This window comes from Mycobacterium helveticum, from assembly GCF_007714205.1.
GTDB classification, from domain to species: domain Bacteria; phylum Actinomycetota; class Actinomycetes; order Mycobacteriales; family Mycobacteriaceae; genus Mycobacterium; species Mycobacterium helveticum.
In genome coordinates, this window is record NZ_VMQU01000042.1 from 13,545 (window position 1) to 25,782 (window position 12,238).

The 12,238-nt window shown below is 69.9% G+C and carries 14 protein-coding genes; 5 read left to right on the forward strand and 9 right to left on the reverse strand.

Features of this window, described 5'->3' with window-relative positions:
- The first annotated feature begins 88 nt into the window (after positions 1-88).
- Positions 89-958 carry a thioesterase family protein gene (locus FPZ47_RS11915; RefSeq protein WP_210419885.1) on the forward strand — a complete coding sequence of 290 codons (870 nt, stop codon included), beginning with the start codon at positions 89-91 and terminating at the stop codon, positions 956-958.
- On the opposite strand, the gene FPZ47_RS11920 is transcribed toward FPZ47_RS11915, so the two are convergent.
- From FPZ47_RS11920 to dapB, 3 genes are read right to left on the reverse strand one after another with little or no spacing between them, the layout of a single operon-like run.
- Positions 943-1,398: a flavodoxin family protein gene (locus FPZ47_RS11920; RefSeq protein ID WP_144949288.1), complete on the reverse strand. Its 456-nt coding sequence runs from the start codon at positions 1,396-1,398 to the stop codon at positions 943-945. The two genes, FPZ47_RS11915 and FPZ47_RS11920, sit on opposite strands and share 16 nt — an antisense overlap.
- On the reverse strand, positions 1,395-1,871 hold the full coding sequence (locus FPZ47_RS11925) for a hypothetical protein (RefSeq protein WP_144949285.1): 477 nt from the start codon (positions 1,869-1,871) through the stop codon (positions 1,395-1,397). Before FPZ47_RS11925 ends, FPZ47_RS11920 begins: the two co-directional genes overlap by 4 nt.
- On the reverse strand, positions 1,868-2,602 hold the full coding sequence (dapB, locus tag FPZ47_RS11930; RefSeq protein ID WP_144949282.1) for a 4-hydroxy-tetrahydrodipicolinate reductase: 735 nt from the start codon (positions 2,600-2,602) through the stop codon (positions 1,868-1,870). Before dapB ends, FPZ47_RS11925 begins: the two co-directional genes overlap by 4 nt.
- Positions 2,603-2,714: 112 nt before the next feature.
- On the opposite strand from dapB, the gene FPZ47_RS11935 reads away from it, so the two are divergent.
- Entirely contained in the window at positions 2,715-4,082 is a 1,368-nt protein-coding gene (locus FPZ47_RS11935; protein WP_144949280.1) for an HNH endonuclease signature motif containing protein, read from the forward strand.
- A 7-nt stretch (positions 4,083-4,089) separates the two neighbouring features.
- On the opposite strand, the gene FPZ47_RS11940 is transcribed toward FPZ47_RS11935, so the two are convergent.
- Both FPZ47_RS11940 and FPZ47_RS11945 read right to left on the reverse strand, forming a co-directional pair.
- Positions 4,090-5,178, reverse strand: a complete 1,089-nt coding sequence (locus FPZ47_RS11940) for an NAD(P)H-dependent amine dehydrogenase family protein (RefSeq protein ID WP_144949277.1) — start codon at positions 5,176-5,178, stop codon at positions 4,090-4,092.
- A gap of 6 nt (positions 5,179-5,184) precedes the next feature.
- Positions 5,185-6,189: an aromatic ring-hydroxylating dioxygenase subunit alpha gene (locus FPZ47_RS11945; protein ID WP_144949274.1), complete on the reverse strand. Its 1,005-nt coding sequence runs from the start codon at positions 6,187-6,189 to the stop codon at positions 5,185-5,187.
- A gap of 173 nt (positions 6,190-6,362) precedes the next feature.
- Here FPZ47_RS11945 and FPZ47_RS11950 point away from each other — a divergent pair, with 173 nt between their 5' ends.
- Together FPZ47_RS11950 and FPZ47_RS11955 are read left to right on the forward strand one after the other, a co-directional pair.
- Positions 6,363-6,986: a TetR/AcrR family transcriptional regulator gene (locus tag FPZ47_RS11950; protein ID WP_144949373.1), complete on the forward strand. Its 624-nt coding sequence runs from the start codon at positions 6,363-6,365 to the stop codon at positions 6,984-6,986.
- On the forward strand, positions 6,983-7,495 hold the full coding sequence (locus tag FPZ47_RS11955; protein ID WP_210419887.1) for a GNAT family N-acetyltransferase: 513 nt from the start codon (positions 6,983-6,985) through the stop codon (positions 7,493-7,495). Before FPZ47_RS11950 ends, FPZ47_RS11955 begins: the two co-directional genes overlap by 4 nt.
- Before the next feature lie 18 nt (positions 7,496-7,513).
- Here FPZ47_RS11955 and FPZ47_RS11960 read toward each other — a convergent pair whose 3' ends face one another.
- From FPZ47_RS11960 to aldR, 3 genes are read right to left on the reverse strand one after another with little or no spacing between them, the layout of a single operon-like run.
- Entirely contained in the window at positions 7,514-8,971 is a 1,458-nt protein-coding gene (locus FPZ47_RS11960; RefSeq protein ID WP_144949271.1) for a flavin-containing monooxygenase, read from the reverse strand.
- A gap of 21 nt (positions 8,972-8,992) precedes the next feature.
- Positions 8,993-9,475 (reverse strand): SRPBCC family protein, encoded by a 483-nt coding sequence (locus tag FPZ47_RS11965; protein ID WP_144949267.1) that lies wholly within the window; start codon positions 9,473-9,475, stop codon positions 8,993-8,995.
- A 7-nt stretch (positions 9,476-9,482) separates the two neighbouring features.
- Positions 9,483-9,998 (reverse strand): HTH-type transcriptional regulator AldR, encoded by a 516-nt coding sequence (aldR, locus tag FPZ47_RS11970; protein WP_144949264.1) that lies wholly within the window; start codon positions 9,996-9,998, stop codon positions 9,483-9,485.
- Positions 9,999-10,098: 100 nt separating this feature from the next.
- Here aldR and ald point away from each other — a divergent pair, with 100 nt between their 5' ends.
- On the forward strand, positions 10,099-11,214 hold the full coding sequence (gene ald, locus FPZ47_RS11975; protein WP_144949261.1) for an alanine dehydrogenase: 1,116 nt from the start codon (positions 10,099-10,101) through the stop codon (positions 11,212-11,214).
- A gap of 2 nt (positions 11,215-11,216) precedes the next feature.
- Here ald and FPZ47_RS11980 read toward each other — a convergent pair whose 3' ends face one another.
- Complete coding sequence (locus FPZ47_RS11980) at positions 11,217-12,236, reverse strand: nitronate monooxygenase (RefSeq protein ID WP_144949257.1); 1,020 nt, start codon at positions 12,234-12,236, stop codon at positions 11,217-11,219.
- Between the last annotated feature and the right edge of the window lie 2 nt (positions 12,237-12,238).

Genomic DNA, 12,238 nt, shown 5'->3' on the forward strand with positions numbered 1-12,238 from the left:
GTCTCCGCCCGGGCTGTCGTCGTCCGCCTGGACTGTCGTCATAGGCCTATCGTCATAGTCCTATCGTGATAGTCCTATCGTGATAGCGGTGACGATCGAGGATCCCGCCATCATGCCCGAGGCGTTCTTCACTGTCGACGGCGACTCCTACCTGCCTGGCGCGCTGACACGGGGGCCGTGGGGCGCCGCCATGGGCGGTCAGATCGTCGGTGGGCTGCTGGGCTGGGGCATCGAACAGTCCGGTATCGATCCGGATCTGCAGCCCGCCCGCTTCACCGTCGACCTGTTGCGCCCGGTTCTGCTGGAGCCGGTGCGGATCGAGGTCGCGGTGCAGCGGGAGGGCCGGCGCATCAGGCTCGTCGACGCCGCGCTGGTGCAGAACGGCCGGCAGGTGGCGCGCGCGAGTGCGCTGTTCCTGCGGCGGGGCGAGCATCCCGAGGGCGAGGTCTGGTCCGCCGCGGTGCGGATGCCGCCGCTTCCGGCGGGCTCCGACGGCCTTCCGCCCGACGTTCCGTTCCTCATCTGGCGCTACGGGGCCACCGCGGCGGGCAGTCCCGGCCTCGCCGCCGGCGAGTGGGAGCAGTCGCATTCGCAGAAGTTCGCGTGGGCCAGGCTGATTCGCCCGATGGTGCAGGGCCACCCGTTGACGCCGTTCACCCGCCTGGCGTTCGCCGGTGACTTCACGAGCTCGCTGACCCACTGGGGCACCGGCGGGTTGCGCTACATCAACGCCGACTACACCGTCACCGCGAGCCGGCTGCCCGACGGCGAGTACCTGGGCCTGGCAGCGCAGAGCCACTTCGGCGCGGCCGGCGTGGCGACCGGCAGCGCGACGCTGTTCGATCGGCACGGTCCGCTCGGCACGAGTTCGGCGCTGGCCCTGGCCCAACCCGCCGACGCGTTCCGGCCGGTGCATTCCTGGCCGGGTCAGTCCCAGCCGGCTCAGGCCATCAGCTGAGCGGCGACCGTCGCCCCGAGGTTCCAGCACGCTTGCAGGTCGTCCTTGCTCGGCTTACCCGAAACCACCACGCTCTCGGCCGCTTTCACCCAGCCCAGCCCGGTGGTGATCGCGTCGACACCCCGCTCGGCGCCCTCGGTGCCCTCGTTGCCGTGCAGGTACAGGCCGAACGGGCGCCCACGGGTCGAGTCGAGCAGCTGGTAGTAGGCGCAGTCGAACGCGTGCTTGAGCGCCCCGCTCATGTAGCCCAGGTTCGCCGGACTGCCCAACAGGTAGCCGTCGGCTTGCAGCATCTCGGCCGGCGACACGGTCAGCGCCGGCCGCCGGAGGACCTCGACGCCCTCGATCTCGGGGTCGGTGGCGCCCGAGACGACGGCCTCGAACATCTCCTGGCAATGCGGGGACGGTGTGTGGTGGACGATCAGCAGCGTCTTGCTCATTGGCGGCCCCGCAGTGCTCTGTGCATCTGGACGGCCGTCTTCATGGCGTCCCGCGCCCGCCGGCGATCGCCGGCGCAGTCGTAGGCCCGCGCCAGCCGGTACCACCGTCGCCAGTCGTCGGGGGCGGCTTGCACCTCGGTGCGCACGGTGGCGAACAGCGCGTCGGCCGCGTCCCGCTCGATCCGGCCCGACGCGCGTCGCGGCAGCCCGCGGGTGTCGAGCTCCATGCCGTCTTCGGCGATCAGGCGGGCCAGTCTCTGGTGGGTGAATCCGGCGCGCAGCGTGGCGACCATGGCCCACAGCCCGATGGCCGGCATGATCAGCAGCGCGACGCCCAGGCCCGCCGCGGCGGCCCGGCCGGAGCCGATCATCGCGACGGCCTCGCGGCCCAGCAGCACGCAATACACCAGCATGGCCACGCACATGAACGCGATGAGCACCTGGATGCGCAGTGCCCGCGCGTCGGGCTTCATCGCAGGTCGAGCAGGGGCTCGAGGCCCACCGTGAGACCGGCGTGTTCCGGGATGCGCCGCACCGCCAGCAACACGCCCGGCACGAACGACGACCGGTCCAGGCTGTCGTGGCGGATGGTCAGCGTCTCGCCCGTGGTGCCGAACAGCACCTCCTGGTGGGCGACCAGCCCGGCCAGCCGCACCGAGTGCACCGGGATGCCGTCGACGTCGGCGCCGCGCGCTCCGGGCAGGCCGGTACTGGTGGCATCGGGGTTGGGCGGCAGGCCTTTTCGCGCCTCGGCGATCAGCTTGGCGGTGCGGGCCGCGGTGCCCGACGGGGCGTCGGCCTTGTACGGGTGGTGCAGCTCGATGACCTCGGCCGACTCGAAGAACCGCGCCGCCTGCCTGGCGAAGTGCATCGACAACACCGCGCCGATCGCGAAGTTGGGGGCGATGAGGACGTTCGTGCCGGTCCCGGCCAGCCACGACTCGACCTGCCGCAGGCGCTCGGCGGTGAAGCCGGTGGTACCGACGACGGCGTGAATCCCGTTGCCGATGAGGAACTCCAGGTTCCCCATCACCACGTCGGGGTGGGTGAAGTCGATGACCACCTCGGTGCGAGCGTCGGTCAGCAGGCTCAGCGGGTCGCCGGCGTCCACCTCCGCGGACAGGGTCAGGTCCTGCACCGCCCGCACGGCCCCGACCATCGTCGAGCCGACTTTCCCCTTGGCCCCCAGCACGCCTACCCGCATGGTCGTCAAGACTAGACCGGCGGTTCGGGGGGATCCGTCCACAGTCCGGTGTTCATCCACAGGCCCCGCATTCGTCCCGCCGTCCGTCGCCGGGCGCCGATACCATTCGAATATGCGTTCGATCGACGTTCCGCCCGACCTGGCCGCCGCTCTCGACGGCCTCGACGCGGCACAGGCCGCGATTGGTGCGCTGAACTTCGAGGCCTACAGCTCCGCCGTCCGGTTGTGCGCGCTGGAGCGGATGGAGACCTCGCACCGGCGGCAGGTGGCACTGGGTCACGACGTGATCGCGGGACTGGCCAAGGAGGATCCCGCCGACGTCGGCGGCCCGGTGCACAAAGTGGTCGCCGACTGGCTGCGGATCAGCTGCGCCGAGGCCGGACGTCGGCTGCGGGACGCCAGACAGCTTTCCCCGCGGGTGACGCTCACCGGCCAGGAGTTGCCGCCGGAGCTGCCGGCCACCGCGCGGGCCTGGCGCGACGGCATGCTCGACGCGCAGCACCTGCGGGTGATTCAGACGTTCGTCCGCGACCTGCCGCAGGACGTCCCGGCCGACACGGTGGACCAGGCCGAGAGGTTCCTGGCCCGCCAGGCCACCCAGTTGCGGCCCGACCAGCTGGAGAAGGTAGCGCACCGGTGTGCGCTGCGGATCAATCCCGACGGGAAGTTCTCCGACGCCGACCGCGCCCGCCAGCGCGGCTTCGCGTGGTGCGGCAACCGGTCCGACGGGATGAGCATCGGCAAGCTGATCGCCTCGCCGGATTTGCGCGCCCACCTCGACGCGTGGCTGGCGAAGTTCGCGGCCCCGGGCATGTGCAACCCGGACGACCGATCTCCTTGCGTCACCGGCGAACCCAGTGAGGCCGCCGTGAGCGGAGATTCGCGGAGTCCCGCCCAGCGCCAGCACGACGCGCTCAACGCCCTGGTCCGAGGCCGGCTCGGTGACCCGAAACTCGGCGTGCACAGGGGGTTGCCGGTGGCCGTCGTCGTGTCGACCACCCTGCAGGAGCTGACCGCGGGCGCGGGCCTGGCGGTGACGGGCGGTGGGACGCTGCTGCCGATGCGCGACGTGATCCGCATGGCCAGCCACGCCTACCACTATCTGGCGGTGTTCGACGAGCACTCGAACCGCCCCCTCTATCTGGGCCGAGCGCGCCGAGTGGCCTCTCCGGATCAACGCGTGGTCCTGTACGCGAAGGATCGCGGCTGCACGCGTCCGGGCTGCGACGTGCCGGGCTACTGGTCCGAGGTGCACCATATGGACGAGTGGGCCACCGGCGGCCCGACCGATGCCGACAAGCTCACCTTCGCCTGCAAGCCGGATCACAAGCTGCTCGACAAGGGCTGGCGGACAAGGAAACTCCCGAACGGTCGCACCGAGTGGATCCCGCCGCCCCAGCTGAACCGCGTTCCGCGCACCAATGACCACCACCATCCGGAGCGCCTCTTCGATGACTTCGATGACGACGAAGCGCCGTGACGTGCGCCTACTTCTTGAACCGCCCGGCAAATCCGCGCAGCGGCAGGTCCGCGCTGGTGATCAGACCCGGCCGTGCCGCCACCACCGACTTGATGGATGCCAGCGCGGGCATGCCGGTCACGGTCATGCCGATGGAGGCGAAGTTGTCCGGGTTGGACAGGTCGACCCCGGGCTTGGGGAAGATCATGTGCTTGTTGTAGATGCAGGGATCGCCCTTGATCTGGGTGATGTAGCAGCCCTTGATGTCCCAGCCCGGGTCGGTGTGTGGGGTCATCTGCCATTCCAGGTGCGTCTCGACCCGGGGCGCGCCGTCGACCATGCCCTGGTACTTGATGTAGTTGCCGCCCAGCGATCCCTTGGGCAGGGTGTACCAGCCCAGGTCGACGTCCTTGGTGCACGCGCCCAGCTCGTAGCTGAACTTCACCTCGTCCAGCGGCAGGTCGAAGCAGTCGGCCATCATCAGCACGCTGTCGGCGAACACCCGGGTGTACTTCTCCAGCTTCGCCGGAATCTCCGGATCGTCAACCGGCAGGCCGTAACCCACCTCGATCCAGGTGTCCCTGGAGTGGTGGCACGACACGTCGACGGACTCGATCGTGGTGACGTTCTCGATCTCGGCGACGTCGGCCGAGCACACCACACCCAGGATCTGGTTCAGGCCCGGGTTCATCCCGGTGCCGTAGAATGTCGCGCCGCCCTTCTCGCAGGCCTCGGCCAGCAGCCGGGTCACCGGCTTGCCCGACGGGTGCGGATGATTCCTGTCGCGGTGCCACCCGGTGATCCAGTCGGCGGTGGTCACGACGTTGATACCGGCCTCGAGCACCCTGACGTAAAGGTCCTCGTCCGGGAACACGCCATGGAAGGTGAGCACGTCGGGCCGGGCCGCGATGATCTCCTCGACGCTGCCGGTCGCCTTCACCCCGACCGGCCCGATGCCGGCCAGCTCACCGACATCGCGACCGACCTTGTCCGGCGAATAGCAGTGCACGCCAACCAGTTCCAAGTCCGGCTGGTGTTGCAGCCGCTTGATCATCTCTGTGCCGACGTTGCCGGTGGCCACCTGGAACACGCGGACCGGTCGCGCGGGTGCATTCATTCGCGTTCAGCCTTCCTCATAGCACTGCTCGGCGTAGAACTGCTTGGCCCACGTGCGGATTGCGGTGAAGCCCTCGTACTCGGCGGTGGCCAGCGCCGGCGGGTCCGAATAGCGCTGGTGTTGCCAGATCTCGATGTCCTGGGTGAACTGGCGGATCACCTCCTGCCCGAACTCGCGCGCCTTGCGCTCGACCCGGGCCGGATCGCTGCCCGCGCCGGCCCCCGGGCGGCCGATGTAGACCATGAACCGCACATCGGAGGTGAACTCGTCGACGGGGGTGATCGCCGAAATCGTCCGGTTGTCGACCATCCCCCAGCTCTTGGTCACCGCGATTCCCAGACCGCCGTTGACGGCCTGCACGCCGCTGTTGACGTCCTCGATCCTCTGGCCGTCGTCGCCCTCGAAGGTGATGGTGAAGTCGACGTAGGACACCGCGTCGCCGAAGTCGTGGCGGGTGAAGACCGGCACGATGGGGGTGTTGTGGACAAACTTGAAATGCGCGAAGTCGACACCGTTTTCGAGCACGTACTGGGGATGCAGCTCCAGACTCCGCCGGTACAGCCGCTGCTGCGGGTAGTAGTCGGCGGCGCTGCTGCCGTCGCCGAACGCGGCGAAGACGTCGGGCGCGTCGAAGTACGGTTCACGGCGCGCCACGTCGTGCCAGAGGTAGACCGAGTCGTTGCGTTCCACCACCGGATAGGTGCGGATCCGCCGGCCGCGGTTGGGGTGCTCCTGGTACGGGATGCACACGTTGCGGCCCTGCTGGTTCCACTGCCATCCGTGGAACGGGCACTGCAGCACCTCGCCGACGACCTTGCCGCCGTAGCCCAGGTGAGCGCCGAGGTGTTCGCAGTAGGCGTTCATCACGGTGATCCGGCCGGAATCGGCCCGCCAGGCGACCAGCTCCTGGTCGAAGTACTTCATCGTGCGGACGTCCCCGACGCCGATCTCGTCGGACCAGGCGACCTGGAACCATCCCGTCGGTTTCATCGACAACGGCGGCTTAGCCATCCGATCGAGCCATCCGAGCTGCCCTCCTCGCGTACGAATGATAGGCGGCACCCACGAGAAATCAAAGCACCCTCTATGAAACTATGCGAGGGGTCAGTAGGCTCGGCCGTGTGACAGGCACCGGTGTCGCGGGCCGACGCCCCAACCGCCGCGGCCAGGCGACCCGCGAGAGCATGCTGGAGGCCGCGCTCACGTCGCTGGCCTCCGGCGATCCGGGCTCGGTGTCGGCCAACCGCATCGCCAAGGAGATCGGCGCCACCTGGGGCGCGGTGCAGTACCAGTTTGGCGACACCGACGGATTCTGGGCCGCCGTGCTGCACCGCACCGCCGAGCGACGCGCCGCGACATTCTCGACGCTGGCCACGACCACCCAGCGCGAGGTACCCCAGCGCGAGGTATCCCAGCGCGAGGTATCCCAGCGCGAGGTATCCCTGCGCGAACGCGTCGGCGCCATCGTCGAAACCCTCTACCGGGGGCTCGCATCCCCGGATTCGCGTGCGATCGAAAACCTGCGGGCGGCGCTGCCCCGAGACCCCAGGGAACTCGAACGCCTCTACCCGCGCACCGCGGCCGAGCTGTTCTCCTGGGGCAAGAGCTGGCTGGAGACCTGCCAGAACGCCTTCGCCGGGCTCGGGGTCGACCCCGAACGGGTCCGGGAGGTGGCCACCCTCATCCCCGGCGCGATGCGCGGGCTGGTGTCCGAGCGCCAGCTGGGCTCGTATGCCGACCTCGACATGGCACGGCGGGGTCTGACCAACGCGTTGGTCGCCTATCTGGAACAGTCCCGGGTGGAATGAACGTCACTGACACCACGATCCGCGAAGCGACGCCGCGCGATTTCACCCGCGTGGCCCAGATGCACTACCCGGCGTGGCGCCGGTCCTGGACCGGGATCCTCACCGCTCCCCTGCTCGACATCCTCGGCCCGGCCCGTCGTTGGGCGGCCGACATCTACCCGCAGAACCTGAGCCGGCCCGGCTGGTGCATGTGGATCGCCGAGTCCGGCGACCGGGTAGCGGGCGTGACGATCCTCGGGCCCGACCCCGCCGATCCCGGTCGCCTGCAGATCGACGCGCTCTACATAGCCGAGGACTGCCAGCGTCGCGGCGTCGGCGGCCACCTGCTCGACACGGCGTTGAGCACGCTCCCCTCGGGCGACGCGGTGTTGTGGTGCGCAGAACGGAACGACACGGCGCGCCGCTTCTACGAGAAGAAGAACTTCGCGCTCGACGGCCGCACCCTCGACTGGGAGCCGCTGCCCGGGGTGCGGGTGCCGCACGTGGGCTACACGCTGCGGCGTGGCTGACGACGCAGTGGTGCGACCCTAGCGGTGCGCCGTCCGCAGGTCGTACTGGGCGGAATCCGTCTTGGCCAGCATGGCGCGATGTTCGGCCGGGGTGAACGGCCACACCTCCGGGATACCGTCCTTGTTGAGGTACCAGCTGTCACAGTCGGTCGTCCACACCGTGCGCGGCATCGCGGCGCGCAGCGCGGCGTTGAACGTCTCGGTGGCCGACGGGGTCGGCTCCACGGTGTCGAATTCGCCACGGCGCCAACGCTGGATCCACCGCAGGATGTGATCGGCCTGCGACTCGGCCACCGACGTCAGCGCGAGGTTGCCCACCGGGCTGTGCGGCCCGAGCATCATGAAGAAGTTCGGGAAGCCGGGCATCGCGACGGTCTGGTACGCCCGCGGCCCGTCGCGCCACACCTCGTCGGCGGTGATCCCGTCCCGGCCGGTCAGGCGCATCGGCCGGAAGAACGCGTGGGTGTCGAACCCGGTGGCCAGCACGATGACGTCCGCCTCGTGCAGGACGCCGTCGGCGGTGACGATGCCCCGCCGTTCCAGGTGGTCGACGCCGGCGGTGACCAGCTCGACGTCGGCGCGCTGGATCGCCCGGTAGAAGCCGCCCGAGACCACCAGCCGCTTGCACATCGGCTGGTAGTCGGGGGTGAGCGCGGCGCGCAGGCCGGGGTCGCGCACGCTGCGCAGGCTGGCCCGGCACAGCGCCCCCATCGCCTTGCGGCGCAGGCCCGGCTTGGTCAGCGCGCCCGCGAACGTGTCGAAGGCCAGGCTGTATGCCCGGTGGGCCAACCCGCCGAGCCACGGAAGGGCCCGGTGCGCGCGCCCGGCCAGCTCGGGATACCGCGGGTTGGGCAGCCGGACCACCCATTGCGCTGTGCGCTGGAACAGGGTCAGCTTTTCCGCGACGCCCGCCAGGCCACAGACCAGCTGGATCCCGGTCGATCCGTTGCCGATCACCGCGACGCGCCGCCCCCGCAGCTCGACGGAATGATCCCAGCGCGCCGAGTGGAACAGGTGGCCGCCGAAGTCGCCGGCACCCGGCAGCGACGGGGTCCGCGGATGGTGCAGCACACCGGTCGCCGAGATCAGGAAGTCCACCGCGGATTCCGCGCCGGCGCCGGTGCGCAGGATCCAGCGGCCGCCCTCGAACCGGGCGCTGACGATCTCGGTGCCGAACCGAATCCGGTCCCGGAGCCCGAACGTGTCGGCGATGCCCTGGAAATAGGCCTGGATCTCCCCGCCCGGGGAGAACACGTGCGACCAGTCCGGCTTGCGCGCGAAGGTGTACTGGTAGACCCGCGAGGGCACGTCGCAGGTCAGGCCCGGGTAGGTGTTGTCCCGCCAGGTGCCGCCGACGTCGTCGGCCTTCTCGTAGCTGGTGACGTCATCGATGCCGTTGCGCAGCAACGCGATTGCGACGCACAACCCGGACATGCCGGCTCCGACGACGGCTACGGCGGGATCGCGTCGGGTCATCGGAGGCCGGGCCGTGTGCCGCTACCCGGCCTCGGCGCGCTGCTTGAGGCGCTGCAGGGTGAGCCGGATGTGCTCGGCGTTGGCGGCCGTTCGGTCGGGCACGCCGGTGGCCTTGCCGGCCAGCTTGCGAAACCAGCCGGGACGGCGGTCCCAGGTGCTCTCGGTGACCAGGCAGCCACCGTCGTCCGCGGCGATGTCGTACTGCCAGCGGGCGATCGGCAGCACCGTGTGGGTCACGTCGAACGCGAACTGGCGGCCCGGTTCGGCGTCGGTGACCGTGCATCGGGTGCTCCAGCGGCGGCCGGCGCTCGCGTTGTGGCCGGTGAACACGGCGCCCGGCCGGGCACCGCCGCCCCCGGGATCCCCCTTGCGCCATTCCATTGCCACCGCCTCCTCGGCCAGCGAGGCCAGCGTCGGCAGGTCGGTGAGCAACCCGTAGACCACCTCGGCCGGGGCGTCGACGCGCACGGTGGCCGTCACAGCGGGGTTTGTGGGGTCGGTCATCGCCCGATCATATCGGTGCGGCCCCGCGCAGATGCTCGAAGATCAGCGACGTCTGGGTCCCCGCGACGTCGGCGTCGGCGTTGAGATTCTCCACCACGAAGGAGCGCAGGTCCTCGGTATCGCGGGCGGCGACATGCAGCAGGAAGTCGTCGGCGCCGGCCAGGAAGTAGACGTCGCGCACCTGCGGCTTGCCGCTGATCCGATGGATGAAGCTGCGGATCTTGCCCCGCGCATGGGACTGCAGGCTGACCGAGATCATCGCCTGCAGCGGCAGCCCCACGGCCACCGGGTCGATATCTGCGTAGAAACCCCGGATCACGCCGAGCTCCACCAACCGCCGGACGCGGCCGTGGCACGTCGACGGGGCGATGCCGACCGTCTCGGCCAGTGCGGTGTTGGTGATGCGCGCGTCGGCGTGCAGCAGGATCAGGATTCTGTGGTCCACGTCGTCGAGGTCGGCGGGCCGAACATCCTTCGGCGGGCCACCAGGTCCACCGTCCAGGACAGTTGTTTCCTCAGCCATATCACGACATTACCGAATCATTGGCATCCTGTTTGCGAAGCGATCGAAGTTTCTTCACACTCGGAGGTGTCCGTCCGAAATCCCGTGCCAGGGGGCCAGTATGCGCGTCGGTGTTCCGACCGAGATCAAGAACAACGAGTTCAGGGTGGCCATCACCCCCGCCGGTGTCAGCGAATTGACCCACCGCGGCCACGAGGTGCTCGTGCAGTCCGGCGCGGGCGAGGGTTCCGCGATCGCCGACGCGAAATTCAAGGCGGCCGGCGCCCAGCTCGCGGACACCGCCGAACAGGTGTGGGCCGAGGCGGACCTGCTGCTCAAGGTCAAGGAACCGCTGCCCGCGGAGTACGGCCTGCTGCGGCGGGGCCAGGTGCTCTTCACCTATCTCCACCTGGCCGCGTCACGTTCCTGCACCGATGCGCTGCTGGCCTCCGGTACGACGTCGATCGCCTACGAGACCGTCCAGAGCGCCGACGGCGCGCTCCCGCTGCTGGCGCCGATGAGCGAGGTCGCCGGGCGCCTCTCCGCCCAGGTCGGGGCCTACCACCTGATGCGGACCCAGGGCGGGCGCGGCGTGCTGATGGGTGGGGTGCCCGGGGTCAAGGCCGCCGACGTCGTGGTGATCGGCGCCGGCACCGCCGGCTACAACGCCGCCCGCGTCGCCGGCGGGATGGGCGCCTCCGTCCGCGTCCTGGACGTCAACGTCAACAAGCTGCGACTGCTCGACGCGGAGTTCGGCGGCCACCTCAGCACCCGCCACTCCTCGAAGTACGAGCTGCACGGCGCCGTCAAGCGCGCCGATCTGGTGATCGGGGCCGTGCTGGTGCCCGGCGCCAAGGCGCCCAAGCTGATCCCGAACTCGCTTGTCGCGCAGATGAAGCCGGGCGCCGTACTCGTCGACATCTCCATCGACCAGGGCGGCTGCTTCGAAGACTCACGGCCGACCACGCACGACAGCCCGACGTTCGCGGTGCACGACACGGTGTTCTACTGCGTGGCCAACATGCCCAGCGCGGTGCCCAAGACGTCGACCTACGCGCTGACCAACGCCACGATGCCGTATGTGCTGCAGCTCGCCGACCAGGGTTGGCGGATGGCGTGCCGCTCGGATCCGGCTCTGGCCAGGGGACTTTCGACGCACGACGGCGCGCTGCTGTCCGAACGCGTCGCCGCCGACCTGGGCCTGCCGTGCACCGAACCGGCGAGCGTGCTGGCCTGACGCTAGGCCAGCAGGCCGGCGATGATGTCGGCCGCCGGGCCGGCTTGCGCGTGCTGGAACGACGTTCCGGCCCACAGCGGAAACCCGTTCGGGTCCTCGAGGGCGGCGGCCGCTTCCCGGATGGGCGAGGTCATCTGGTTGACCTCCGGGTAGCCCAGCGGCGCCACGTTGTCGAGCATGCGGGTGAAGTCGTTTTCCAGCCCGCGGGCGTAGCGGCCCGAGAATGCCCGCGTGACAACGGTAGTGGCGAACAGCGGATTCTTCATGGCCGTGCGGTGCGCGGGGTTGGTGCCCGCCTCGTCGGCCAGCAGCAACGCGGTGCCGACCTGCGCGGCGACCGCCCCCCTGTTCAGCACGTCGGTGACATCCCGCGCGGTACCCAGGCCGCCGGCCGCGATGAGCGGCACGTCGTGCGCGCCGCCGATCCGGGCGAGCAGCTGGTGCAGCGACTCGTTGGCGGGCTGCATGTCGGGGGCGAACGTGCCGCGGTGCCCGCCGGCGGCCGGTCCCTGGACGACCAGGCTGTCGGCGCCGGCGGCGACGGCCACGCCCGCCTCATAGGCCGAGGTCACCGTGACCATCACCAGCAGTCCCAGCGCCCCCAGCCGGTGGATGACGTCGGGTGGGGGCACGCCGAAGGTGAAGGACACCAGCTCGGGGCGCACATCGGCCACCACCTCGAGCTTGCGCTCCCAGTCGTCGTCGTCCCCGTACTCGGGCCGGCCGACCTCGACCTGGTAATGCTCGGCGATCTCGACGAGTTCTTCGGCGTAGTACTCCAGCTGCAGCCAGTCGGCGACGCTGGGTTGGGGCACGAACAGGTTGACACCGAGCGGGCCGGTGGTCGCCGCGCGCGCCGCGGCGATGTCAGCGGCGAACTGGTCGGCAGTGCGGTGCCCACCCGGGATGAAGCCCAGCCCGCCCGCGTTGGACACCGCCGCGGCCAGCGCCGGGGTGCCGGGACCGCCGGCCATCGGCGCACCCACGATGGGAACCGCGATGTCCCAAAAGCCCAGTACCATCT

Bases quoted from the DNA above. Each gene is read 5' to 3' on its own strand.
- FPZ47_RS11965 (WP_144949267.1), bottom strand. From the start codon at position 9,475: ATGACCGACCCCACAAACCCCGCTGTGACGGCCACCGTGCGCGTCGAC.
- FPZ47_RS11920 (WP_144949288.1), bottom strand. From the start codon at position 1,398: ATGAGCAAGACGCTGCTGATCGTCCACCACACACCGTCCCCGCATTGC.
- aldR (WP_144949264.1), bottom strand. From the start codon at position 9,998: ATGGCTGAGGAAACAACTGTCCTGGACGGTGGACCTGGTGGCCCGCCG.
- FPZ47_RS11925 (WP_144949285.1), bottom strand. From the start codon at position 1,871: ATGAAGCCCGACGCGCGGGCACTGCGCATCCAGGTGCTCATCGCGTTC.
- ald (WP_144949261.1), top strand. From the start codon at position 10,099: ATGCGCGTCGGTGTTCCGACCGAGATCAAGAACAACGAGTTCAGGGTG.
- FPZ47_RS11960 (WP_144949271.1), bottom strand. From the start codon at position 8,971: ATGACCCGACGCGATCCCGCCGTAGCCGTCGTCGGAGCCGGCATGTCC.
- dapB (WP_144949282.1), bottom strand. From the start codon at position 2,602: ATGCGGGTAGGCGTGCTGGGGGCCAAGGGGAAAGTCGGCTCGACGATG.
- FPZ47_RS11955 (WP_210419887.1), top strand. From the start codon at position 6,983: ATGAACGTCACTGACACCACGATCCGCGAAGCGACGCCGCGCGATTTC.
- FPZ47_RS11950 (WP_144949373.1), top strand. From the start codon at position 6,363: ATGCTGGAGGCCGCGCTCACGTCGCTGGCCTCCGGCGATCCGGGCTCG.
- FPZ47_RS11945 (WP_144949274.1), bottom strand. From the start codon at position 6,189: ATGGCTAAGCCGCCGTTGTCGATGAAACCGACGGGATGGTTCCAGGTC.
- FPZ47_RS11935 (WP_144949280.1), top strand. From the start codon at position 2,715: ATGCGTTCGATCGACGTTCCGCCCGACCTGGCCGCCGCTCTCGACGGC.
- FPZ47_RS11940 (WP_144949277.1), bottom strand. From the start codon at position 5,178: ATGAATGCACCCGCGCGACCGGTCCGCGTGTTCCAGGTGGCCACCGGC.
- FPZ47_RS11980 (WP_144949257.1), bottom strand. From the start codon at position 12,236: ATGGTACTGGGCTTTTGGGACATCGCGGTTCCCATCGTGGGTGCGCCG.